Raw genomic sequence first — 22,356 nt, forward strand, 5'->3', positions numbered from 1 at the left:
CCGTAGCCGAAGGCGCGTCATGAAACGCTAGACACCTCCGCAGACGTCGCGGCCGGTGCGTGGCCAACTGACCGTTGCAGTCACAAACGCTCCGGCCGCCGGGTTCGAGGGCTTCCACGGCCTCTTGAGGGCTTCTGCGATCTGCAAAGCGGCTTGGGCGGGCGTGAGGTGCGTGGTATCGACGATCTCGGCCTCGCTGTGTAGCCACGTGCGGGCCGCCTCGGCGTAGGGCTCGAGGTATCTGAGGCGGAACGGGGAGGGGACGGTGTGTTCCGCCTCGATGCGCCCGCGGAGGGTGTCCTGGTCAGCGTGGAGGACGAAGTGCCTTACCGGGATGGCATGGTGGTCGAGGCCCGCCCTGATCTCGCGCCAGTACTGCTCGACCAGGACGGTCATGGGCATCACGAGAGTGCCGCCGGTGTAGTTCAAGACGCTGCGGGCGGTCTCGACGACGAGATGCCGCCACGGCGGCCAATGCTGGAAGTTGTCCGTATCGGGCAGCCCGGGTGTGATGTCCATGAGTGTCTCGCCGACCTTCTCGGCGTCGAACACCCGGGAGTCCGGGATCAGCTGTTGCACGAGTGGACTGGTCGTCGTCTTGCCCGCGCCGTGAGTGCCGTTGATCCATACGATCATGGGCTCGACGCTAGCGGTCGTGACCAAGCCGGGTAATCGCCAACGACCGCCCGCGGAATCTCGGTGGTCAGCACCGCCACCAGCATGGAGCGGTACGAGACGGCGCACGCCACCTACCGGCAACTGTCGCGATGGTGGGCCCCGGAATGCCCGGCCACGGCGACGGCCAGCCATGACCTCAGGTACGCCGAAACGCTGCTGCACTGGGGGCTGCGGCTCGACCAACTCGATGCTTCGCGAGAGCGCGGCGCTCCAATCCAGGCTTTCCGCGGTAGACCTGCGTCTGGTCGCATATCTGCAGGCATGCCTGTACGGCCCGGTCCGGTACGCGTTCACTCTCTCGCCGAAGGTGACGAACACCGACGCAAGTGATCGACACCCTTCCCCGGAAGGCCGCAGCATGTCCAGTGCCCGTCGGTCCACGGGCTCGACCCACTACTGGCACAGAGGAATCAGATGTTCGGGGGAATCTCCCGGAGGATGGCCGCAGGCGCGACCGCCTCCGCTGCACTTGTGCTCGCCACACTCGGCGTTCCCGCGCCGGCCGCTGCCGGGAGCACGCCGGCGCCGTACCAGGTCACCTGGGACGACTTCCGGTCCGGGTTCAGCCACACCGGCGACGACGCCCGGTGGACGCTGTTCCCGGCCGGTCCGCTGCCGGAGGGCGACGGTGTGCCCACCACGTCGGCCGCGGGCCTCACCGTGGTACCGACGGGCCGCCACCCGGTGACCGGCCGCCCGGCGTTCGCGTTCAGCACCGGCCAGGAGGCGGACAACGGCGGCGGCGAGGCCGACCACGTGAAGTGGTACGCGGCCGCGAACCACACCTCCAGCGCCGGGTACACCGGGTTCGACACCGTACCCGGGCAGGTCTTCGGCTGCGATGCCACCATCTCCGCCCGGACCTTCGGCACCGCCGGACACCCGTTCGGCGGGGCGGTACGTGACCCGCAGTCCGACCCCCGCCTGGCCGCCGGCGCGCTGTCGGTTGTGGACATGGAGTCGTGGGTCGTCTTCGACTTCTTCATCACCAACCACCAGGTGTACGCGTACTACGAGCGGCTGCCCCAGGCCGGCGCGGGGAAGGCCGCCTTCTCCTACGCGGTGCCGGTGGCCACGCGGACCCCGGACCAGTGGCATCACCTGGCGATCTCGTACGACCGCTCGGCGGGCGTTGCGGCGTGGCAGGTCAATGGTCGGGAGGTGTTGCGGGTGAACCAGGTCGGTCATCGGCCGGTCGACCGTCGTCACCTGCTCATCGACACCGGCGGCGCGGACGAGCTCGTCACTCCCCGCCAGTTGTCCTGCGGCCTGGCGACGTTCACTCTGCTCGACGGCGAGGCCGAAGGCACCGGTGGCGGCCTGGTGCGCCTGTCCAGCAAGCCGGACCACTACTTCGATCCGAGCGTCGGTTTCCCGTCGCCGCAGCACTTCGTCGACGACGCGAGCCGGCCCGGCAACCGGCTGTGGGGACAGGGTGCCCAACTGTCCGTCCGTCGGGTCGGCGTCACCTCCCTTCCGAGTCGGTGACGCGTCCAGCGGGGGGCGGCGCAGATCCGAGCCGGTCACCGGGCCAGCACGGGCAGCGGCCGGGGCACCACCTGCCTGCGCCGGACGACGCCCGACCGGGCGGCCGCCGACCGGGGCGGTCATCGCCCGGTCGGCGGGCCGGGACCGGTGCCTCGCGCGCCGCCGGTGTACGTGACGCGACTTCGATCAGTGCTCAACCGCAGAATGAATCCGGCAGTGCCGAACTGCTGACTCCGTTGGTGCGGCGTCAATTGCCGAAGTTCGGTCGAGGAACCGGCTCGCCCGATGACCGGCAAACATTTCCAGAATATTCAGGCTGGCGGCCCGGAGGTCATGAGACCCTGTTCCATTTCAATTTTCTCCGACCGGGCGATGAAATAGCCGAGTTGAAGTCTGCTCACGGCGCCGAATTCGTCTTTCATTCGAGCAATGTGCGCCTGAACGGTCCGCTGACTCAGGCCGAGTCGACGGGCCACGACGGTGTCTGGATAGCCTTGGACAAGAAGACGCTTGATGGCCGCACGTAGCTCCGGAATGACGTCCGGGGCACTGTGCGCAGCCGACGCCGGCACGAATGGATGCGCTTCGGCGCGGCTCCACGACCGCTCGAAGACGTCGGCCAGGAAGGCGACCAGGGCCGGCTCGGTGACCCGCAGCGCCGCGGAACGGTCCGGATTGGCCGGCACCAGAGCCACCTGCCGGTCAACCAGGATCATCCGGTCGAAGAACTCGTCGAGCGTCCGAACCTCGGCGTTGTAGCAGGACACCGCGCGTACGTATTCCTTGGTGGGCTCGTCGAAGCGCGCGGAGTGCTGATAAAGGGTCCGCATGGCCACGCCGGCACGGAGTCTGTCCTCAACTGTCCGAAAGGCCTCCTTGAGAACGTGCGGCGGCCGGAAGCCGTCCGGCTGCGCACTGAGGATCTCGATGCGCGCCTGGCAAACCGCCTGCCGTACCGCCTTGGTGATCTCCTCAGGACCGTGGAGGAACGTCAGCGGCTGAACGACCAGATCGGATTCCCGGGGTCGTGGGGGCGAGTCGCGCTCGGCGCCGCTGGCAACGCGTACCACTCCGGTGGGCGCGGGCGGCGGGTGGGGAGTCTCGGTCATGCGCGGACCTCGAACAGACTGCGGACCCCCCGGATCCTCACGAACCACCGACCTTCATGATCGTCCCCGTATGTCCGGTTTTGGATCACTCGCATTTTCGCAATCTCCCCAGCCTCGCGCCATTGGCGTTGCAAAGCCGTCGATATTCGATCATCGTATCAAACGAACGATCTTCGAGGAGTCCATCCTGGTGGACGCCGGTCGATTCGAAACGGGGAGTACTGAGCTGATGGAACGTTCCGTGTGTACTGTTAAGAATTTAACGGTTCAATCAACGACCGCACTGGCCCGGCGAGATGTGGGCTGGGACACAAAATCCATTAGGTGTGGAAGCACTGGCCGGTTCCCACGGTTGGCACGCTAATATGGACGGTCGCCACGAAACAGTGCAGGGCATGGTCGACATCGGTCAATCCGCTTCGTCCCGCCCCCCACGCAGCCATCGCCTGACCAGCGCTTCGGCTCAGGCCGCCACTCGGCACCCGATCCCTCGCAGGCCTCAGCAGTTCCCGGACCGCGACCCCGGTGCGCGGACGGGTGCGGCGGACCGCGCACCGCGCGGCGGGCCGGTCGCGACGCCACTCGCCCAGCCCCGGGTGGAAGACACCTGGCGCACCGCCGAATGGCGCAGGCCCTACGCGTCACCGGTCCGTTCCCTGTCCCATGGTGCCGGACGCGACGTGCTGCTCGACGATCTCTGCTCGACGCTGTTCGCCTCGCTGCGGCGCAGCGACCAGCGCCGCAAAGGCAGGCAGTACCTGAAGGGCCTGCTGGACGTGGAGGGCCGCAAGTCCATCCGCAACATCGCCACCGCGATCGGCGGGCACGCCTCCGAACAGAGTCTGCACCACTTCATCGCCAGCTCAACGTGGGACTGGCTGCCCGTGCGTCAGGCCCTGACCCGGTACGTGCACCGGGCGTCCGAACCGCTGGCGTGGGTACTGCGGCCGATGGTCATTCCCAAGGTGGGTGAACACTCGGTCGGAGTCGCCCGCCGGTTCATCCCGGCGCTCGGGCAGCTGCTCAACGCGCAGCACGCGGTGGGCGTCTGGACGGTCGGGGAGGAGATGACCTGTCCCGTCAACTGGGCGCTGCATCTGTCACCAGCCTGGCAGGACCGGGTACGCGAGGTCGATGACGCCGTCGACGTCGGGCCGGACCCCGACGAGCCGATGGGGGACTGCACCGTCGGCACGCTGCTGGACGTGTCGGCGGAGTCCGGGTTCTCGAAGCTCCCGGTGGTGTTCGACGGGCGGGAACGGAACCTGGTGAACCTGCTGCCCGAGATCCGGGCGACCGGCCACCCGTTCCTGGTCAGGATCAACGATGACATGCCGTTGCATCTGGTCGACACCGCGTTGGCCGGACACCGCGGAGGCGCGCTGCGCGCCGGGCACATCATGAGCGCCCTGACCGATCTGCGACGTCCCGTGATGTGGGCGGATCGCGAAAGCCGCCGCCAGGTGCTGAGCCTGGTGGCAACCGCCCGAGTGCGCCCGGTGACCGCGACGCGGAACACCGGCTCCGGTCCCGTTGCCGGCGGTGGTGAAATGGCCCTGGTGGCCATCGCCGAGCAGGCATCGGACTGGCCCGGCACCCTGTGGCTCACCGACCTGGTGAACACACCCCCGGGGGACCTTTTCCGGCTGACGCGACTGGTGGATCGCGTGGACCGTGACTTCGCGGACATCGCCGACCGGGTGGGCATTCGCGACTTCGCCGGGCGCTCGTACCACGGATGGCATCGGCACACCACGCTGGCCTCGGCGGCACATGCCGTCATGGCCCTCACCATGGCCGCGAACCGGACTCTCGACGACGCGCGTTTCCCGGACGCGCTGGCCCCGGTCTAGCAGTCGCCCGGCGCCGGGAGGCGTACCCGAAGGCCGGTTGTCGGAGCCGGAGCTCTGCGGCTCCGACAACCGGCTCGGCCCGACCATGCCGGTCGGGTGCGGGCGCTACGGGACGATCTCCATCTGAGCCATCATGCCGAGCCCGGAGTGCTCCAGGAAGTGGCAGTGGAAGAGATAGCGGCCGACATAGTCGCGGAAGGTGGCCTGGATCCGTACGGTGCTGCCCGGCTCGATCAGCACGGTGTCCTTGACACCCGCCTCCCCGGCCGCCGGCGGTCTGCCGTCCCGGTCGAGCACGCGGAACTGCGCCAGATGCAGGTGGAAGTTGTGCGGAATCCCGAGCGCGGTGTCCAGATTGGTGATTCGCCAGATCTCCGTGGTGCCCCGTTTGATCTGGATGTCCACCCGGTCGTGGTCGAATGTCCTGCCGTTGATCCGGAAGGCCACCGGTTCCCCCGGCGGCGTGATGCCCAGCTCGAAGTCACGCTCCACGGTGGCGTCGCCCACCGGCGGCAGGGGGCGCAGCTGTGGGGGAAGGAAACTCTTGTCGGTGCCGGTGCGCACGACGTCGAATCGCAGCACCGGACCGGTGGTGTCGGAGAGCACCAGCTGGGTGCCCACCGGGTGCGCCGAGAAGTCGACCACCACCTCCGCCCGCTCGGCGGGCGAGACCTTCAGCGTGGTGACCGGCACGGGTGCCGGCAGCAGTCCCCCGTCGCTGGCGATCTGCTGCATCTGAGCCCCGTCCAGACTCAACGTGAAGACGCGGTGCGTTGAGCCGTTGAGGATGCGGAACCGGTACTTGCCGGCCCGCACCCGCAGGTACGGCTGCGGCCGTCCGTTGGCCAGCAGGGTCGGCCGGTCGAACGGGTTCGCCGGATCGAACACGAGCGTGCCGTCCTCGGCGAACTTGGCCTCGGTGAGCATGATCGGCACGTCGTACTGCCCATGCGGCAGGTTCAGCTGCCGCTCGGCCGGGTCGTCGATGAGGTAGAACCCACGAAGGCCGCGGTAGACGTGCTCCGCCTCGAGATGGTGGACGTGGTCGTGGTACCAGAGCGTCGCCCCCCGCTGCTGGTTCGGGTACCGGTACGACCGCGCGGCGCCGGGCTCGATGACGTCCATCGGGTGCCCGTCGTCGGCCGCCTCGACGTGCGCGCCGTGCAGATGGACGTTGGCGTGCTCGGTCAAGCCGTTGCGGAAGGTCACCACTGCGGGCCGTCCCGACCGGGCGCGGATCGTGGGACCGAAGAAGTCGTTTCCGTAGCTCAGCACTGACGTTTTCCGTCCGGGAAGTACCCCCACGGCGACGGTGCGGATCGGAAGCTCGTAATAGTCGGTTCCGCCCTTGGACGAGACCGGGTTCAGCACCGGCGGAATAGGCATCGGCACCGTGAAGGGGCTGTCCGGGGCCGCGGCCGTAATCGAGCTCGCCGCGCGGTGGTCGTGAGCTGCGCGCGATGCCGGGCCGGTCCCGGTCGCCGCCTCCGCCGATTCCTGCAGAGCATTGGGTAGCACTACCCCCGCGCCGGCAAGAGTGCCAAGCGCCAAAAGATGTCTTCTCTCCAATTTCATGCTTGTCCCCCATTACTTATGATGCGTTTGTCGGAATGCCGCGAGATGGGGGTCTACGGCGGCGGGGAATTGGTTCGGCGCTGGGTGGTCGCCGCACGCCGCCCGGACGGCTTACGCAGACCTGACTATGTCCACCGGCATGCCGGAATTACTGTGTTGACCTGGGGATGAGCTGGCGGCCGTGGTCGGTCGGACCCGGGCGGATGTCGGGGAGCGCAGGGCGGTCCCGCCGCGTGCGTCACCCGCCACGGTGGCGGTGGAGTGCACGCTCAGGCGAATGACATCGCCCGGTCCGAGCCAGCATGGCCGCCGGCGGCATGTTGCCACGCTGTCGAGGCGACCTACGTACCAACATTGGTTATGTGAGATCGGCATAATGTGTGCCAGCCTGTTGTGGCCTCATTTTCCGGCGGCCGGTCAAGAATGACAACGGCGTCGCCGACAATCCGTCAGATCGGCCAAACTCCGTCAGATTGGCAAGACTTCGTCATGTGCTGGAACGGGACATAAAGCAACCAACGTATCACCCTACGTCAATGGTTGCCGTGAGAATGTCCTATTACGGCCGCGTCGATAACCAGATGAGCTACCGGGCACTTGACGTACTGCGCGGCGAATCGTTGGCATCGTGCTGCGCATTCCACACGCTGTGAGAGCAACCCGGTGCGCGCGCACCCTCACGCTGTCGGTACTCGTCGAGGCAACCAGCCCGTCACCGCACGTACCGCGGTTCCCTGTCCTGACTCGGCTGTCCTACCACCGACGGCCGCAACGGCACCCACCATCGACCGACTCGCACGCCAGCGCTACACGCGCCCACCAGCGGCGGTATCGCCACGGGAGACATGTTGAACACTCTGCTGGACGTCCAAACAGCACCCTCCCCGCAGCAACCTGACTGGAAAGACTCACCACACCTGAGGCGGGTCAAAGAAGACCTGGCCCTGCGACCGGCGCTCGTCGCCGCCGCCGACGTGCGCCGCCTGCGCTCCCTTCTCGCCCAGGCGAGCACGGGGGAGATCCAGGTGGTGCAGGCCGGCGACTGCGCGGAGAACCCGGCCGAGTGCACGCCCGATCACGTACTGCGCAAGGCCGGCCTGCTGGATCTGCTGGCCGGCGCTTTGAAGATCATCACGCAGGCGCCGGTGCTGCGGGTCGGCCGGATGGCCGGCCAGTTCGCCAAGCCGCGCTCGCGGCCCACCGAGATGGTGCACGGCAGGGAACTCCCGGTCTACCGCGGGCACATGGTCAACCGGCCCGAGCCGGACCCGGACAGCCGCCGGCCCGATCCCCGGCACCTGTTGACCGGCTACGCGGCCGCCAGCGAGGCGATGACCCACCTGGGCTGGCTCAACCCGGTCCGCCGGTCCGACATCTGCCCGCAGGTCTGGACGAGCCACGAAGCTCTGCTGCTCGACTACGAGGTGCCGATGTTGCGGCGCGATGAGGACGGCCGCTCGTTCCTCGGTTCGACGCACTGGCCGTGGATCGGCGACCGGACCCGCCAGGTCGACGGCGCGCACGTTGCGATGATGGCTGAGGTCATGAACCCGGTCGCATGCAAGGTCGGCCCCAGCATGACCGCGGACGAGCTCGTCGCGCTCTGCGACCGGCTCGACCCGTGGCGGGAACCGGGACGTCTCACGCTGATCGCACGCATGGGCGTCGACCGCGTCGGTACGCACCTGCCTCCGCTGGTGCGGGCGGTGCGCGCGGCCGGGCACCCGGTCATCTGGCTGTCCGACCCCATGCACGGCAACACGGTGTCGGCGTCGGGTGGTCACAAGACCCGCTACCTGCAATCGGTGATCCGGGAGGTGCGGGAGTTCCAGGTGGCCGTCCGGTCCTCGGGCGGCGTGGCCGGCGGCCTGCACCTGGAGACCACGCCGGACGACGTTCTCGAATGCGTCGCGGACGAGAGCGCCATCGGACTGGTCGGTGACCGGTACACGACCCTGTGCGATCCGCGGCTCAATCCCGAACAGGCCCTCGCGGTCGCCTCCGCCTGGCAGCGGTGAGCGCGCCACCAGCGCGCTGAAGACAGTCCCCCGATCAGAAGCGGAAAGGCTGCCGAAGTTGGAAAACAAGATCGCCATCGTCACGGGAGCGGCCGGCGGCATCGGCGATGCCGTGGTACGGGCGCTGGGTCACCACGATGTCGTGGTGGCCGCGGTGGACCGGGACGCCGGCCAGCTGGCTGAGGCCGGCGCGAAGTGGATCGCCGACGGCGTACGAGTGGAGACCTTCGCCGTCGACGTCTCCGACAGTGTGGCCGTCGACGCCATGGTGGCCGCCGTGGAGGAGCGCCTCGGCCCGGTGGACTACCTGGTCAACGCGGCCGGTGTGCTGCGCCTGGGCGCGGTACGCGACCTGACCGACACCGACTGGCAGGAGACCTTCGCGGTCAACGTGCACGGTGTCTTCCACGTGTCCCGGGCGGTCGTCAACCGCATGGTGCCGCGCAACCGCGGGGCTGTGGTCACCGTGGCGTCCAACGCGGCCAGCGTGCCCCGTGCCGAGATGGCGGCGTACGCCGCGTCCAAGGCGGCCGCGACGCACTTCACGCAGAGCCTCGGCCTGGAGGTCGCCCGGTACGGGATCCGCTGCAACGTCGTGGCACCCGGATCGACCGCCACGCCGATGCTCACCTCGATGTGGCACGACGACAGCGGCCCACGGGGCACTCTCGAGGGCCGTCCCGAGGCGTTCCGGGTGGGCATCCCGCTCGGGAAGATCGCCACGCCGTCCGATGTGGCCGAGGCGGTCACCTTTCTGCTCTCCGACCGCGCCGCACACATCACCCTGCACAGCCTCACCGTCGACGGCGGCGCGTCCCTGGGTGCGTGACGCCCTGTCCCCGCCCCGACGCGGGCGGGGAGATGGCCGCACCGGTTGGTCCCAGCAAGCAGAGGAAGGTCATGGCAGGCATACCCCCCATCACACCGTATTCCATGCCCACCGCGGGCGACCTACCCGCCAACACCGCGACCTGGAGCATCGATCCGGATCGAGCAGTGCTGCTCATCCACGACATGCAGCGGTACTTCGTGGAACCCATTCCGGCTCAGGGCCCCCGGGATGAGCTGGTGCACAACATCGCCGCGGTGCGCCAGTGGTGCGTGGCCGCCGGCATTCCCGTGGCCTACACCGCCCAGCCCGGCGGCATGACCGAGGAGGAACGCGGACTGTTGCGGGACTTCTGGGGACCGGGGATGAAGGTGGACCCGGCCGACCGTGAGATTGTCGACCCGATCGGTCCCGCTCCGGACGACTGGCTGTTGACGAAGTGGCGCTACAGCGCGTTCCATCGCTCGGACCTCCTCGAGCGGATGCGCCGGCATCGCCGCGACCAGCTCATCATCTGCGGCGTGTACGCCCACGTCGGCGTGCAGATGACCGCCATCGACGCGTTCTCGCACGACATCGAGACGTTCCTGGTCGGTGACGCCGTCGCCGACTTCTCAGAAACACACCACCGCCGGACGTTGGAGTACGCGGCTGACCGCTGCGCGGTGGTCCTGACTGCCAAGGAGGTTCTCGCATCATGACCCACGACCTGCTGCGTACCGTCCTGCAGCCGGATCCGCCGCCGTTCGCGTTGCTGCACCGGCCGGAGTTCGGCGGCCGGGACGTGGTGGACGTGCTCATCGGCGAAACGTCGGCCGTGGACCGGCTGGCCGACCTGCCACTGGCCGACGACCCGGCGCCCGGGCACGAACTCCTGGCGCTGGTGCCGTACCGGCAGATCGCCGAGCGTGGCTTCGACAGCCCCGACGACGACACGCCGCTGCTCGCGCTGTCCGTCGTCGAGCAGGGCTCGGTGCCGGTTGCCGAGCTGCGCGCAGGCTTGCCGGACACACCGATTCACCTGGTCGACGGCCACTTCGACGTCCTGGACGACGAGTACGCCGAGACCGTGCGGCAGATCGTGCGCAACGAGATCGGTCAGGGCGAGGGCGCCAACTTCGTGGTCCGGCGCTCGTTCGTGGTCGACATCACCGACTACACCGTGGGCAGCGCGCTCACGCTGTTCCGCCGGCTGTTGGAACGCGAGTCCGGCGCGTACTGGACCTTCATCGTCCACACCGGCGAGCGCACCCTGGTCGGCGCGACCCCGGAGCGGCACATCAGTCTGCACGACGGGGTGGCGGTGATGAACCCGATCAGCGGGACGTATCGCTACCCGGAGTCGGGGCCGACCCTGGACGGGGTGATGGACTTCCTCGCCGACGGCAAGGAGACCGATGAGCTCTACATGGTCGTGGACGAGGAACTGAAGATGATGGCCCGGATCTGCCGGGACGGCGGCCGGGTGTACGGGCCCTACCTCAAGGAGATGGCGAGGCTGGCCCATACCGAATACATCATCAAGGGGCGGTGCGAGGAGGACCCGCGGCAGATCCTCCGCGAGACCATGTTCGCGCCGACGGTCACCGGCAGCCCGCTGGAGAGCGCGGCACGTGTCATCGCCCGCTACGAACCCCAGGGACGCGGCTACTACAGCGGGGTCCTCGCCCTGATCGGCCGGGACGAGCAGGGTGGCCGCACGCTGGACTCCTCGATCCTGATTCGCACCGCCGACATCGACCGGGACGGACGCGTCGGCATCGGCGTCGGCGCCACCCTGGTGCGGCACTCCGATCCGTACTCGGAGGTCGCCGAGACGCGCGCCAAGGTGGCCGGCCTGATCGCGGCGCTGGAGGCGGACGGTCCCACGAACTTCCATGCGCATCCGCAGGTCCGGGCCGCGTTGCAGCAGCGCAACGCCACCATCGCGCGGTTCTGGCTGGCCGATGACGCGGCCGGGCAGGACGAGCGGGAGCAGGTCCGGGCGGCCTTGACCGGCCGTCGGGTGCTCGTGGTCGACGCCGAGGACACGTTCACCTCCATGATCGATCACCAGTTGCGCTCGCTGGACCTGTCGGTCTCCGTCGTCCGGTTCGACGAGCCGTACTCCCTCGAGGGGTACGACCTGGTGGTGATGGGCCCAGGCCCCGGTGACCCGCGCGACATCACGCATCACAAGATCGCTCACCTGCGGCAGACGATCAGTACCCTGCTGGCCCAACGCCGGCCCTTCCTGGCCGTGTGCCTGAGTCACCAGGTGCTCAGCGACCTGCTCGGCTTCCCGCTGGTCCGGCGCGAGGTGCCCAGTCAGGGCGAACAGCGGGAGATCGACCTCTTCGGCCGCCGGGAACGCGTCGGGTTCTACAACACCTTCGCGGCGCATTCCACCGCGTCCGAGCTGGAGCTGCCCGGCGTCGGCACGGTCCAGGTGAGCCGCGATCCGCTGTCGGGTGAGGTGCATGCCCTGCGGGGTCCGCACTTCTGCTCGCTGCAGTTCCATGCCGAGTCGGTGCTGACCCAGGGCGGCGTCCGCCTGGTCGGTGAGCTGATCAGCGAACTGCTCGACGCGCCGGTGGCGAGCACCCGATGAAGGTCGTGGTGGCCTGGTGGGACCTCGACGCCTCGACGCAGACCATCGAGTCGCTGCGGTCCTTCCTGCGCGACGAGGCGGTCGACGCCTGGTCGGGGCTGACCGGGCTGCGGCTGAAGCTGTGGGTCGCGGACCGGCGACGCAACAGGTGGGGCGCCGTGCAGGTCTGGCAGTCCGACGGCGACCTGCAGCAGCCGCTGCCCATGCGGGCCGCGGAGCTGATCGGCTACCCGCCCACACATCGGGAGGTGTTCGACCTCGAGGCCGCCGTCGGCAGCCTCACGGCCGAGAACGCCACCGATTCCGTACGGCCGGTGGCCGCGACCGACATCTGACGAACTATTCCGATTACCTTTGTCGATCCCCCGCCAAACCGCCCACACTGGACCGGTCAATCGGCGGTATCGGGGCCGACAGACCCGTTCACCCACAAGGGAGTACACGACTCGTGACAAACGTCGCCGTCATCTACTACTCGTCCACCGGCAACGTGCACCAGTTGGCCCGCGCCGCAGCCGAAGAGGCCGAGAAGGCCGGCGCCGAGGTGCGCCTGCGCCGCGTCGCGGAGCTCGCGTCGGAGGAGGTCATCGCGACCAACCCGGCATGGGCCGAGCACCGCACCGCCACCGTCGACGTCGAGGAGGCCACGCTGGCCGACCTCGAGTGGGCCGACGCGATCCTGTTCGGGACGCCGACCCGCTTCGGGCTTCCCGCGGCGCAGCTCAAGCAGTTCATCGACGCCACCGGCGGTCTGTGGTTCCAGGGCAAGCTGGTCAACAAGGTGGTCTCGTCGTTCACCTCGACGTCGCAGACCCACGGCGGCCAGGAGAGCACTCTCCTGGCGCTCAACAACACCTTCTACCACTGGGGCGCCATCATCGTGCCGCCGGGCTGGGCCGACCCGGTGCAGTTCTCCGAGCACAACGGCAACCCGTACGGCGTCAGCGGGGTCTCCAAGAACCAGCCGAGCGCGGTGCACGAGGACAACCTCGCCGCGGTGGCGTTCCAGGCGCGCCGGACGGTGGAGATCGCGGACGCCCTCAAGCGGGGTCTGCAGCAGAGCTGAGCCCGCAGCCGGCCAGCTTGACAGTACGGAGGGGATCGCCACTCGGCGGTCCCCTCCGTCGTGTCGCCCTCCGGCCGCGGTGGTCGCCGCGGTCGGCGTGGTGGCCGTCTTCCTGGTGGGTCCCGCCGCGGCACGGACGGGCTGGAGGCGTCATCGTCTGGCCGGGCCGCACGCGTCGTGGACGAGCCGGACACACAGCAGGGCCCGACCGCCGCGGCGGTCGGGCCCTGCTGTGTACGGGTGGTGTCAGTCCCGGATGACGGTCTTGCTCTTCATCAGGAACTCGCCGAGGAAGCCGTCATGCGGCACACCCGGCTCGATCCAGTAGGTCGGGTGGTCCCCCCGGTACACGTTGCTGATCGAAGGTTCGTCGACCAGCGCGTCGAAGAGCGTGTCGTCGCCGGTGAGCGCGGTCAGCACCAGGGTGTTCCGCAGTGCAGCGACGCCGTCCTCGCGCGTCCACGGCGCCACCCAGACGCACGGGAAGGGCAGCTCCACGCCGATCGTGCGCACGTCGAGCCGATCGAGCTGGTGCACGGCGGGGCGCAGTACGGCGCTGCCGTCGCCCAGCTCGTCCACGATGCCGTCCCCACCGGTCCACGCCCGCGTGCCCTCGGTGAACTGGAAGAGGTATTTCTCCAGTCGCCGCGCACCGTCCACGTGCTGGACGGCCAGGCGGGCATCCTCGTGCTCGGGCGGCAGGCTCGGCAACGCGCCCAGGCGCTCGGCCAGCGCCCGAGCGAGCGGGCCGGGGTCGCCCTCGACCAGCACGGCGGTGGTGTTCAGGCAGGCGACACCGCCGTGGTGGGCGATCGAGTCGACGATCGTGTCGAGGTGCCGCCGCCAGTCGGCATCCGCGGTCACCAGGATCTTCGACCGTCCCGGTCCCTGGGTGAGCACCCGGCTGTCCGTGGCGTACTTGCGGACCACGTCGTCGCCGCCGTAGACGATGCTCCGGTCGGCGCCATCGAGCACCTCGTCGGCCGCGTCGTGGTCGGTGGGCAGCAGGAGGACCTGCTCGGCACCGAACCCCGCCGCGCGCAGCGCCCACACCAGCCGGTGTGGGGTGAAGGGTTCCCGGCGCGACGGACGGACGGCGACCCGGTAACCCAGCGCCAGCGCCTCCAACCACAGCTCGTTGGGGCCGGGATGGTTGCCCGCGGCCAGCACGGCGAGCACCTCGCCGCGCCGGGTCCACACCGCCCGGCCCGACCGGGTCGCCGGGTCCCGCCAACCGCCGACAGCGCCATCGGGGCGTGCCCGGTACGCCGCGAACGTGGCCATCCGGGCGGCGTGCGCGATGCCCCGACCGGCCGTGCGTACCGTGGTGACCGGCACGCCGGAGACCCGGCTGACCGCATGGGTGTACTCGGCGAACGTGAGCCCGCCGATGGTGTCCTCGACGAACATGGTCGCGGCGCGTTCGAGCGCTGCCGCGCGTTGCTCCGCCGGCAGCACGGGCGTGCCGCGCAGCGCTGTCATGGACCGGGCGACCAGCAGCTTGGGGGTCAGGCTCAGCTCGGCGAAGGGGACGCCCGCCACGTCCGGGATGACCGCCCTGCGGCGGGCCCGGTAGGAGCCCGTCGCGGTCAGCGCGTCGAGCAGGACCGGCCGCTCGACCATCAGTAGACCCCTTCGATGACGGTCTCGTTGTCGAACTCCTTGACCGGCGCGATGTCGGCGATGGCGTCGCCGAGCAGGCCGGGCAGCGGCTGAATCCGGGTGCCGTAGTCGCGTTCCAGGTTGTTGGGCAGCAGCAGGCTCTTGCCGACGTAGTGCATGATCACGCGTCCCCGCTCGCCGTACGGGACCGGCTGGCCGGTCGCCTCGTCGACAACCTGGTACGTCATGTACGGCGAGAACGGGTCGTACACGCAGGGCTCGTCGTCGCTGAGCCCCGGGCGCTCGGTGACGTGTCCGAGCGTCATGGTGTTGCCGAACCCGCTGACGAAGGTGGCCTCCGGGAAGAGCTCGGTGCGGTACAGGTGCCGGGTGTCCGGATCCAGCTGGGTGCCCACCCACATGATGGCCCGCACCTTCTTGCGCACCAGCTCGACCAGGTCGTCGCGCCGGCTGAGCCGCTCCAGCGTCGGCGGGGTCAGCATCAACACCCCGATGTCCTGCGACTGCAACGCGTACGACAGCTGGTCGACCAGGTGTTCGGTGTATTCCAGCGCCTCCTCCTTGGCGCCGCGGCCGATGAGCTTCTTCACCCACCGCGGGTCGACGTCGACCGTGAACGGCACGCCACCGCGGTGCTTGACGAGCTGGATGAACGTCTCGCCCACCATGTGCGGTCCGGAGGGCACCACCATCAGCCAGTTCACGTCCCGCGGTACGCCGTGCGCGTCAAGCTGGGCGCTGCTGTGCGCGATCAGGACGTCGAGCCACTCCCGCAGCAGGACGACCCGCTTGGGCGCACCGGTGGTGCCGCCGCTGTCGTAGACGCCGACGATGTCCGGCGACGGGCCGTACCCGCGCGGGACGAGATCCTCCGCCCGGACGTCGCGCAGCTGGTTCGCCACGTTGGGAAAGCGCCTCAGATCATCGAAGGTACGTACGTCGGCGATCGGGTCGAAGTCCAGCGATTCGGCCTGGGCCAGCCAGAACCTCGATCCGGTCTCCGGCGAGAAGTGCCACCGCATGGCGGCACGCAGGAACTCCTGCTCGTTGGGCTGCTGATCGAACGGCAGCTCGAGGATGGGGTCTACGACGGGCGGCATGGTGTTCCTCCCAGGAAGGCCGCGAAGTGTTGGTGGTGAGACGGGGACGGCATCGGCCGTCAGACCGGGAGTTCGGTCGACTGCACGGTGTCGAGCAGCCGCAGGTCCTCGTCGGACAGCGCGAGGGAAGCCGCCGCGATGTTCTCCTCGAGGTGCGCGACGGTCGACGTGCCGGGGATGCAGCAGATGTTCGCTGCCCGGTGCAGCAGCCAGGCGAGCGCCACCTGGTACGGCGTCGACCCCAACCGGGCGGCGACCTGGTCGAGGGCCTGCCCGGTCAGCGTGGTGGCCAGCGGGACCTTGGCGTCGGCGCCGGGCTCCTTGTCGTGGAAGAGGGTGAACGTGCCCAGCGGGAAGAACGGCATGAAGGCGATGCCTTCCGCCGCGCAGGTGTCCACCAGATCATCGTGCGCACGACGCATCACGTTGTACTCGTTCTGCACGCAGACGACCGGAGCGATGGAACGCGCCTCCTCGAACTGGGCGACGCTCACGTTGCTCACCCCGAGATGCCGGATGAGTCCCTGCTCCCGCAGCTCGGCGAGAGCTCCGAACGGCTCGGCGATCGAGTCCGCGGGCGACAGGCCGCCGGCCTCCTCGACGATCCGCAGGTTCACCACGTCCAGGTGCTCCCGGCCGAGGTGACGGAGGTTGTCGTGGACGGCCTGGCGGAGCTCGGCGGGCCGCAGCGCCGACGGCCAGGCCGTGTCCGGAGTGCGGCGGGCGCCGACCTTGGTCACGATCACCAGATCGTCGGCGTACGGGTGCAGCGCCTCGCGCAGGATGTGGTTGACCTCGTGCGGACCGTAGTAGTCACTGGTGTCGATGTGGTTGACGCCGAGCTCCACCGCGCGGCGAACCACCGCGACGGCCTTCGCCCGGTCCGCTGGCGGGCCCCACACACCCGGGCCGGCGAGCTGCATGGCGCCGTAGCCCATCCGGCGGATCGGCAGCTCACCACCGAGCAGGAAGGTACCGGCGGCAGCGGCCACGGCGGTGTCGGTTCCGGACGTTGAAGTCATCGTGCTCTCCTCGCGGTTGCGACGCCCTGGCGGGCTCTCGCGACGACTCAATCGGTGCGGTCCCTGCATTGGCAATAGCGAAACGGTGATTCTGTCAGGTAATTCGCGTCGAAGAATTCTTTGTCAGGTCGCTTCACCGTGCGCTCTGGAGAGGACAAAATGGAGCGATGGCACAACACATGACTGATGCAGAATGGCGCGCATTCATTACGCACGGCACACGGACCGGCAAGCTCGCCACCGCCAGCGCCGACGGGGCACCGCACGTGGTTCCGGTGTGGTTCGTCGTGGACGGCGACGACGTGCTCTTCAACACCGGCAGGAATTCCGCCAAGGGACGCCGGATGGCTCGGGACGGGCGGGTGGCCCTGTGCGTCGACGGCGAGGAGCCGCCGTACGCGTTCGTCATGCTGCGCGGACACGCCACCCTCAGCGAGGATCTGACCGAGTCGCGGTACTGGGCGACCCGGATCGGCGCACGTTACATGGGCGAGGAACTCGCCGAACAGTACGGCGCCCGCAACGGCGTACCCGGTGAACTGCTGGTCCGCATGCGCATCGAACGCGTCGTCGCGTACTCGGGAATCTCCGACTGAACGACGCCCCCTCCCGATGCCCGGCATCGGGAGGGGGCGCGGGCACCATCCTTCAGCGGTCTCCCGCGGTTCCCTGTTCGGAACTGACGAGTGCGTCGATGAGACCGAAGAATTCCGCGATTCCCGGCCGGTTGGCGCCTTTGGCGCGCGACTCGGCGAAGTCTTCGGAGCTGGCCCACCAGACGATGTCCAACCATTCCTCGGCGGTCACCTGCACGAGGCGGGCCTCGAGGAAGCCCGTACGATCCGCCCGGAAGTCCGCCAGCATGGCGGGACGAGCGGCGCGCAGCGCCTCTGCCTTCGCGGGATCCACGCGGAACCGGGTCAGCTCCACCACAGCGGTCATGTCATCCTCCTATTCAGCCTGCGCGCGCCGGCGCAGGAACGTCGCGACCAGGACCAGGGCGACCAGCACGATCGCCGCGTCGATGCCCAACGCCAGATGCACCCCGCCGAGGACGGCCTCGGCCGTGGGCAACCGGTCCGCCTCCAGTTGGTGGATCCGGCCGACCGCCACGGCACTCATGACCGGGATGCCGACGGCGAGCGCCACCTGCTGCGTCATCGTCGCCAGCCCGGCCGCGAGCCCCTGCTCCTGGCCCGGCAGACCGGATGTCCCGGTGACCATGTAGGAGACGACCGCGGTCACGTGGCCGAACGCGCCGATCGAGAGCACGACCAGCACGAGCGTGAGGCTGGTTCGTGCGTCGGTGAACAGGAAGAGTCCGGCCGGTCCGACCGCCTGGAGGGCCAATCCGATGACCAGTGACCGGCGATAACCGAAGCGGCCGATGAGCCGCGGTGCGGTGACGCCGCCGAGGAACGCTGCCACGCCGACCACGCCGAAGGCCAGCCCGGTCGTCATCGGTGAGTGACCCGCAACCTCCTGCAGGTAGAGGGTGACCAGGAAGATCACCGCGGTCTGCATGGTGATGGCCGCGAGACCGCCGAGGTTACCCCAGCGCACGGTCGGCTTCCGCATGATCCATACCGAGGCCAGTGGGGCCGCCGACCGCAACTCGATCATCCAGAACGCGACGAGCAACACCACGGCGGCGGCCAGGCAGCCGAGCACGACAGGACTGGCCCAGCCCAGATCGCCGGCGCGCGACACGCCGTACACCAGGGCGACGAGTCCGCCGCAGACGGTCACCGCGCCGGCCACGTCGATCCGGGCGCGTGCCGCGGTCTTGCTCTCGGCCAGGGCGAACGGGGCCAGCAGCAGAATCAGGGCGCCGATCGGCACGTTGATGAGAAAGGCCCAGCGCCAACTCAAGAGGTCGGTGAGGAGCCCGCCGAGAACGGCGCCGACGGTGAATCCGGCGGACACCATCGCCCCGTTGGCACCCAGTGCCCGGGAACGCAACGGACCCTCCGGGAAGGTGATGGTCAACAGGGCCAACGCGGCCGGGGCGGACATCGCCGTCGCCACGCCCTGCCCGACCCGGGCCCAGATGAGCACCGCGGGGTCGTCCGCCAGTCCACCGACCAGAGAGGAGACCGCGAGCAGTGCCATGCCCAGCAGAAACAACAGCCGGCGCCCGAAGAGGTCGGCGATGCGGCCGAAGAACAGCGTGAATCCGGCGGCGGTCAACGCGAACGAGGTGGCGATCCATTGCAGGTTGTCGACCGAGAAACGCAGCTGCTCGCCGATGAGTGGAATGGCCACGTTCAACAGGGAGAGGTCGGCGGCGAGCAGGAACGTGGAGCCGAGCAGCAGCAACAGAGCGGTCCGTTGTCGTGTCGTCATGCGCTCCGCGGGGAGACCGTCGCTGCTCGCACCCGTTACTTGGTTAAGCGCAGACATGGGGAACCTTTCGCTCCGACGCCACGGCGAGGTTCGAGGGGAGTAGCTTGCCAGTGGGTCATCGTCCGGCGCAGGCCAGATGGTCGTCGACCTCATGAGCCATACTTCGTCACCTAGGCCGGACATGAGTTCCGGGGGACCGGCCCGAGGTGACGAAGTCCCAACCGGTCGGTTCCACTGCGGCGACAATTCGTGCCCACAATGCTGTCGCGGTGCCGGCGGCCCCTAACGGTCCCGGTCAAGGCCGCTGCTCTTGCGAGCCGACAATTCGGGGGCCCTTTCTGGTGTCCACCGGTGCCGAGCCGATCTGTACGAACTGCGAGTCAATTTCCTTCTCAGTAACGGAGGCCCAGGACGTGAGTGTCGTTCCCCGCGCCGGGCGGCGTGCCGCGATCATCCAAGGCCTGGGCACCTTCCTGCCGGAGCGTGTCGTCACCAACGCGGCACTGTCCGAGCGCCTCGACACGACCGATGAATGGATTCGTTCGCGCACCGGTATCCGGGAACGCCGGTGGGCGGAATCCGGCACGGCCACCGGGGATCTGGCGGTCGAGGCCGGCGCCCGGGCGCTGAAGGCGGCGAGCATGTCGCACGTGGACGTGGTGGTGCTCGCCACCACCACGCCGGACCACCCCTGCCCGGGCACCGCGCCCGCGGTGGCTGCCCGGCTGGGGCTCGGACACGCCATGGCGTTCGACGTCTCCGCCGTGTGCACGGGCTTCATCTATGCCCTGGCCACCGCGTCCAGCCTGATTGTGGCCGGGCTTGCCGAGAGTGCCCTGGTGATCGGCGCCGAGACCTACTCCACCATCCTGAATCCCGAGGACCGCAGCAGCGCGGTCATCTTCGGCGACGGGGCCGGCGCCGCGGTCCTGACCGCCGGTGACCTGGCAGAACCCGGCGCCCTGCTCGGCTTCGACCTCGGCAGCGACGGCGAACACGCCGACCTGATCACCGTTCCGGCCGGCGGCTCCCGGCAGCGAGCGCAGGACGTCGAGCCCGACCCGGCCGACTTCTACTTCACCATGCGCGGACGCGAAGTGTTCACGCACGCCGTGACCCGCATGGGCCAGTCGTCCAAGGCCCTGCTCGACCGGATCGGCTGGCCGACGGCGTCCGTCGATCACCTGGTAGGGCACCAGGCCAACGTCCGCATCCTGCAGTCGCTGGCCGATTTCCTGGACATCGAGCGGCGCCGGGCGGTGGTGAACCTCGACCGCGTCGGCAACACCTCCGCGGCCTCCATCCCGCTGGCCCTCGCCGACGCCGTACGCCTCGGCACCGTGCAAGCCGGTGACCGGGTGCTGCTGAGTGCCTTCGGCGGCGGTCTCACCTGGGGCTCGACCGCCCTGATCTGGCCGGAGATCGAGTCCTGCTGACCGCGACGTCCGAGGGACGGGCGACGCACCACCAGAGAGGTACGGAAGGAACCGCGATGACGGACATCATTGAATTCATCGTCTTCACCATGGTCGACAGGCTCGAGGTGCCGGCCGAGAAGATCGACCCGACGGCCGAGTTCGAGACGATGGAACTGGATTCACTGGTCCTGGTTCAGCTCGCCGTGGTGCTGGAGAAGGAATACGGCGTCAGCGTCGAGGACAGCGAGATCGCCGCGGTCAAGACCATTGAACAAACCGCGGCGCTGGTGGAGTCCAAGCGCGCACTGGTCTGATCCCGCGACACCTGGGCCCTGCTCCGTCAGAGAAGGGCCGGCATCCGGGCGACGACGGCGACCGCCCGGCAAGGAGAGGAAGTGGTATGGCACGGATCATCATTGCCGGCGGTGGGATCGGCGGACTGGCCGCCGCCCTCACCCTGTCCCGCCGCGGTCACCAGGCGGTTGTTCTCGAGGCGCGCGACTCGTTCACGGAACTCGGTGCGGGAATCCAGCTCGGCCCCAACGCCTTCGCAGCGATGGATCGCATCGGCGTCGGCGATCAGGTACGCGAACGTGCGGTCTTCATCGACGAGCTGCGCTTCATGGACGGCACCACCGACAAACAGATCGCCTCCATGCCGCTGACCGGCGAGTTCCGGCGCAGGTTCGGCAACCCGTACGCGGTGGTGCATCGCATCGACCTGTACGCGCCGCTGCTGGAAGCCTGCCGGGCCTCCGACGCCATCGAGTTGCGCACCGAGGCCGCCGTGGACGGCTACGAGCAGACCGAGGACGGGGTGACCGTCCGTCTGGCTTCCGGCGACAGCGTCACCGGCGCGGCACTCGTCGGTGCGGACGGGATCAATTCCCGGGTGCGGCAGCAGGTCGTCGGCGACGGCCTGCCGCGGATCTCGGGACACACGATCTACCGGTCGGTCATTCCGATGGCGCAGGTGCCCGAGCGGTTGCGGTGGAACACGGTGACGCTGTGGGCGGGGCCGCGATGGCACTTCGTGCACTATCCCATCGCGGGCGGGGAATACTTCAATCTGGCCGCCACCCGCGACGACGGCGCCACCGAGGCGGTCATCGGCGAGCCGGTGGACAAGGCGTACGTGCTGGAGCAGTTCCCGGCGGTGGGCGCGACCGCCCGGCAACTCCTCGACCTCGGTGAGAACTGGAAGTCCTGGGTGCTGTGCGACCGCGACCCGGTGCCGAACTGGGCCGACGGGCGCGTCGTCCTGCTCGGTGACGCCGCCCACCCCATGCTCCAGTACGCGGCCCAGGGCGCCTGCCAGGCATTGGAGGACGCGGTCGTCCTCGGGGATCTGGTGCCCGCCGACGGTACCGACTTCAGCGAGTCCTTCCAGAAGTTCACCGCGGAGCGACGGGACCGGACCCGCGCGATCCAGTTGCTGGCCCGGCGGATGGGTCGCCAGCTCTACCACCCGGCCGGACGGATGGCCGAGCAGCGCAACGCCCGGTTCGCCGCCCGCACGGCCCGTCAGCTGCACGACACGGTCGACTGGCTGTACGCGCCCGACCGGCTCTGACCGCGGTCGCCCGCAACCCGGTCCCGGCTTGGCGGACCGGATGCGGTGAACCGGCCCGGCGCAACGTT

Annotated in this window: 20 protein-coding genes; 12 read left to right on the plus strand and 8 right to left on the minus strand. The window is 69.0% G+C overall.

Features of this window, described 5'->3' with window-relative positions; translation table 11 throughout:
• Positions 1 to 27 precede the first annotated feature (27 nt).
• On the minus strand, positions 28 to 636 hold the full coding sequence (locus ACMCNO_RS03850; RefSeq protein ID WP_412748029.1) for an AAA family ATPase: 609 nt from the start codon (positions 634 to 636) through the stop codon (positions 28 to 30).
• 513 nt (positions 637 to 1,149) lie between these two features.
• Between ACMCNO_RS03850 and ACMCNO_RS03855 the strand changes: the two genes are divergently transcribed.
• Positions 1,150 to 2,166, plus strand: coding sequence for a DUF6081 family protein (locus ACMCNO_RS03855; protein WP_412748030.1), 1,017 nt, complete (start codon positions 1,150 to 1,152; stop codon positions 2,164 to 2,166).
• Positions 2,167 to 2,477: 311 nt separating this feature from the next.
• Here ACMCNO_RS03855 and ACMCNO_RS03860 read toward each other — a convergent pair whose 3' ends face one another.
• Positions 2,478 to 3,275 carry a LuxR C-terminal-related transcriptional regulator gene (locus ACMCNO_RS03860; protein ID WP_412748031.1) on the minus strand — a complete coding sequence of 266 codons (798 nt, stop codon included), beginning with the start codon at positions 3,273 to 3,275 and terminating at the stop codon, positions 2,478 to 2,480.
• 326 nt (positions 3,276 to 3,601) lie between these two features.
• Here ACMCNO_RS03860 and ACMCNO_RS03865 point away from each other — a divergent pair, with 326 nt between their 5' ends.
• Positions 3,602 to 5,128 carry an IS701 family transposase gene (locus ACMCNO_RS03865; RefSeq protein WP_412748032.1) on the plus strand — a complete coding sequence of 509 codons (1,527 nt, stop codon included), beginning with the start codon at positions 3,602 to 3,604 and terminating at the stop codon, positions 5,126 to 5,128.
• A 105-nt stretch (positions 5,129 to 5,233) separates the two neighbouring features.
• Here the strand turns inward: ACMCNO_RS03865 and ACMCNO_RS03870 are convergent, their stop codons facing one another.
• The gene (locus tag ACMCNO_RS03870) at positions 5,234 to 6,703 is read right to left on the minus strand and encodes a multicopper oxidase family protein (RefSeq protein WP_412748033.1); all 1,470 of its coding nucleotides are present in this window, start codon (positions 6,701 to 6,703) and stop codon (positions 5,234 to 5,236) included.
• Between the two features lie 845 nt (positions 6,704 to 7,548).
• Between ACMCNO_RS03870 and ACMCNO_RS03875 the strand changes: the two genes are divergently transcribed.
• The 6 genes from ACMCNO_RS03875 to wrbA all read left to right on the plus strand — a co-directional run bounded on the left by ACMCNO_RS03875 (position 7,549) and on the right by wrbA (position 13,206).
• Positions 7,549 to 8,721, plus strand: a complete 1,173-nt coding sequence (locus tag ACMCNO_RS03875) for a 3-deoxy-7-phosphoheptulonate synthase (protein WP_412748034.1) — start codon at positions 7,549 to 7,551, stop codon at positions 8,719 to 8,721.
• Between the two features lie 58 nt (positions 8,722 to 8,779).
• Positions 8,780 to 9,550 (plus strand): 2,3-dihydro-2,3-dihydroxybenzoate dehydrogenase, encoded by a 771-nt coding sequence (locus tag ACMCNO_RS03880; RefSeq protein ID WP_412748035.1) that lies wholly within the window; start codon positions 8,780 to 8,782, stop codon positions 9,548 to 9,550.
• 104 nt (positions 9,551 to 9,654) lie between these two features.
• Positions 9,655 to 10,251, plus strand: coding sequence for an isochorismatase family protein (locus ACMCNO_RS03885; RefSeq protein ID WP_412748036.1), 597 nt, complete (start codon positions 9,655 to 9,657; stop codon positions 10,249 to 10,251).
• Positions 10,248 to 12,140 (plus strand): anthranilate synthase family protein, encoded by a 1,893-nt coding sequence (locus ACMCNO_RS03890; protein WP_412748037.1) that lies wholly within the window; start codon positions 10,248 to 10,250, stop codon positions 12,138 to 12,140. The genes ACMCNO_RS03885 and ACMCNO_RS03890 overlap by 4 nt, the downstream gene beginning before the upstream one ends.
• On the plus strand, positions 12,137 to 12,475 hold the full coding sequence (locus ACMCNO_RS03895; RefSeq protein ID WP_412748038.1) for a hypothetical protein: 339 nt from the start codon (positions 12,137 to 12,139) through the stop codon (positions 12,473 to 12,475). The genes ACMCNO_RS03890 and ACMCNO_RS03895 overlap by 4 nt, the downstream gene beginning before the upstream one ends.
• 113 nt (positions 12,476 to 12,588) lie before the next feature.
• Complete coding sequence (gene wrbA / locus ACMCNO_RS03900) at positions 12,589 to 13,206, plus strand: NAD(P)H:quinone oxidoreductase (protein ID WP_412748039.1); 618 nt, start codon at positions 12,589 to 12,591, stop codon at positions 13,204 to 13,206.
• 246 nt (positions 13,207 to 13,452) lie between these two features.
• Here wrbA and ACMCNO_RS03905 read toward each other — a convergent pair whose 3' ends face one another.
• The 3 genes from ACMCNO_RS03905 to ACMCNO_RS03915 are packed head-to-tail and all read right to left on the minus strand — an operon-like array spanning position 13,453 to position 16,951.
• Positions 13,453 to 14,829, minus strand: a complete 1,377-nt coding sequence (locus tag ACMCNO_RS03905) for an aldehyde dehydrogenase family protein (protein WP_412748040.1) — start codon at positions 14,827 to 14,829, stop codon at positions 13,453 to 13,455.
• On the minus strand, positions 14,829 to 15,929 hold the full coding sequence (locus ACMCNO_RS03910) for an AMP-binding protein (protein WP_412748041.1): 1,101 nt from the start codon (positions 15,927 to 15,929) through the stop codon (positions 14,829 to 14,831). The genes ACMCNO_RS03905 and ACMCNO_RS03910 overlap by 1 nt, the downstream gene beginning before the upstream one ends.
• 59 nt (positions 15,930 to 15,988) lie before the next feature.
• The gene (locus ACMCNO_RS03915; RefSeq protein ID WP_412748042.1) at positions 15,989 to 16,951 is read right to left on the minus strand and encodes an oxidoreductase; all 963 of its coding nucleotides are present in this window, start codon (positions 16,949 to 16,951) and stop codon (positions 15,989 to 15,991) included.
• Positions 16,952 to 17,130: 179 nt separating this feature from the next.
• Here ACMCNO_RS03915 and ACMCNO_RS03920 point away from each other — a divergent pair, with 179 nt between their 5' ends.
• The gene (locus ACMCNO_RS03920) at positions 17,131 to 17,547 is read left to right on the plus strand and encodes a PPOX class F420-dependent oxidoreductase (protein WP_412748043.1); all 417 of its coding nucleotides are present in this window, start codon (positions 17,131 to 17,133) and stop codon (positions 17,545 to 17,547) included.
• A 52-nt stretch (positions 17,548 to 17,599) separates the two neighbouring features.
• On the opposite strand, the gene ACMCNO_RS03925 is transcribed toward ACMCNO_RS03920, so the two are convergent.
• Entirely contained in the window at positions 17,600 to 17,893 is a 294-nt protein-coding gene (locus ACMCNO_RS03925; protein WP_412748044.1) for an antibiotic biosynthesis monooxygenase, read from the minus strand.
• Between the two features lie 9 nt (positions 17,894 to 17,902).
• Positions 17,903 to 19,297: an MFS transporter gene (locus tag ACMCNO_RS03930; RefSeq protein WP_412748045.1), complete on the minus strand. Its 1,395-nt coding sequence runs from the start codon at positions 19,295 to 19,297 to the stop codon at positions 17,903 to 17,905.
• Between the two features lie 413 nt (positions 19,298 to 19,710).
• Here ACMCNO_RS03930 and ACMCNO_RS03935 point away from each other — a divergent pair, with 413 nt between their 5' ends.
• The 3 genes from ACMCNO_RS03935 to ACMCNO_RS03945 all read left to right on the plus strand — a co-directional run bounded on the left by ACMCNO_RS03935 (position 19,711) and on the right by ACMCNO_RS03945 (position 22,288).
• Positions 19,711 to 20,733: a beta-ketoacyl-ACP synthase III gene (locus ACMCNO_RS03935; protein ID WP_412748046.1), complete on the plus strand. Its 1,023-nt coding sequence runs from the start codon at positions 19,711 to 19,713 to the stop codon at positions 20,731 to 20,733.
• Between the two features lie 56 nt (positions 20,734 to 20,789).
• Positions 20,790 to 21,029 (plus strand): acyl carrier protein, encoded by a 240-nt coding sequence (locus ACMCNO_RS03940; RefSeq protein WP_412748047.1) that lies wholly within the window; start codon positions 20,790 to 20,792, stop codon positions 21,027 to 21,029.
• Positions 21,030 to 21,115: 86 nt separating this feature from the next.
• A complete protein-coding gene (locus ACMCNO_RS03945) occupies positions 21,116 to 22,288 on the plus strand; it encodes a 3-hydroxybenzoate 6-monooxygenase (protein ID WP_412748048.1) in 1,173 nt (390 codons plus the stop codon).
• Positions 22,289 to 22,356: the final 68 nt, after the last annotated feature.

It is taken from the genome of Krasilnikovia sp. M28-CT-15, assembly GCF_047159595.1.
GTDB lineage: Bacteria > Actinomycetota > Actinomycetes > Mycobacteriales > Micromonosporaceae > Actinoplanes.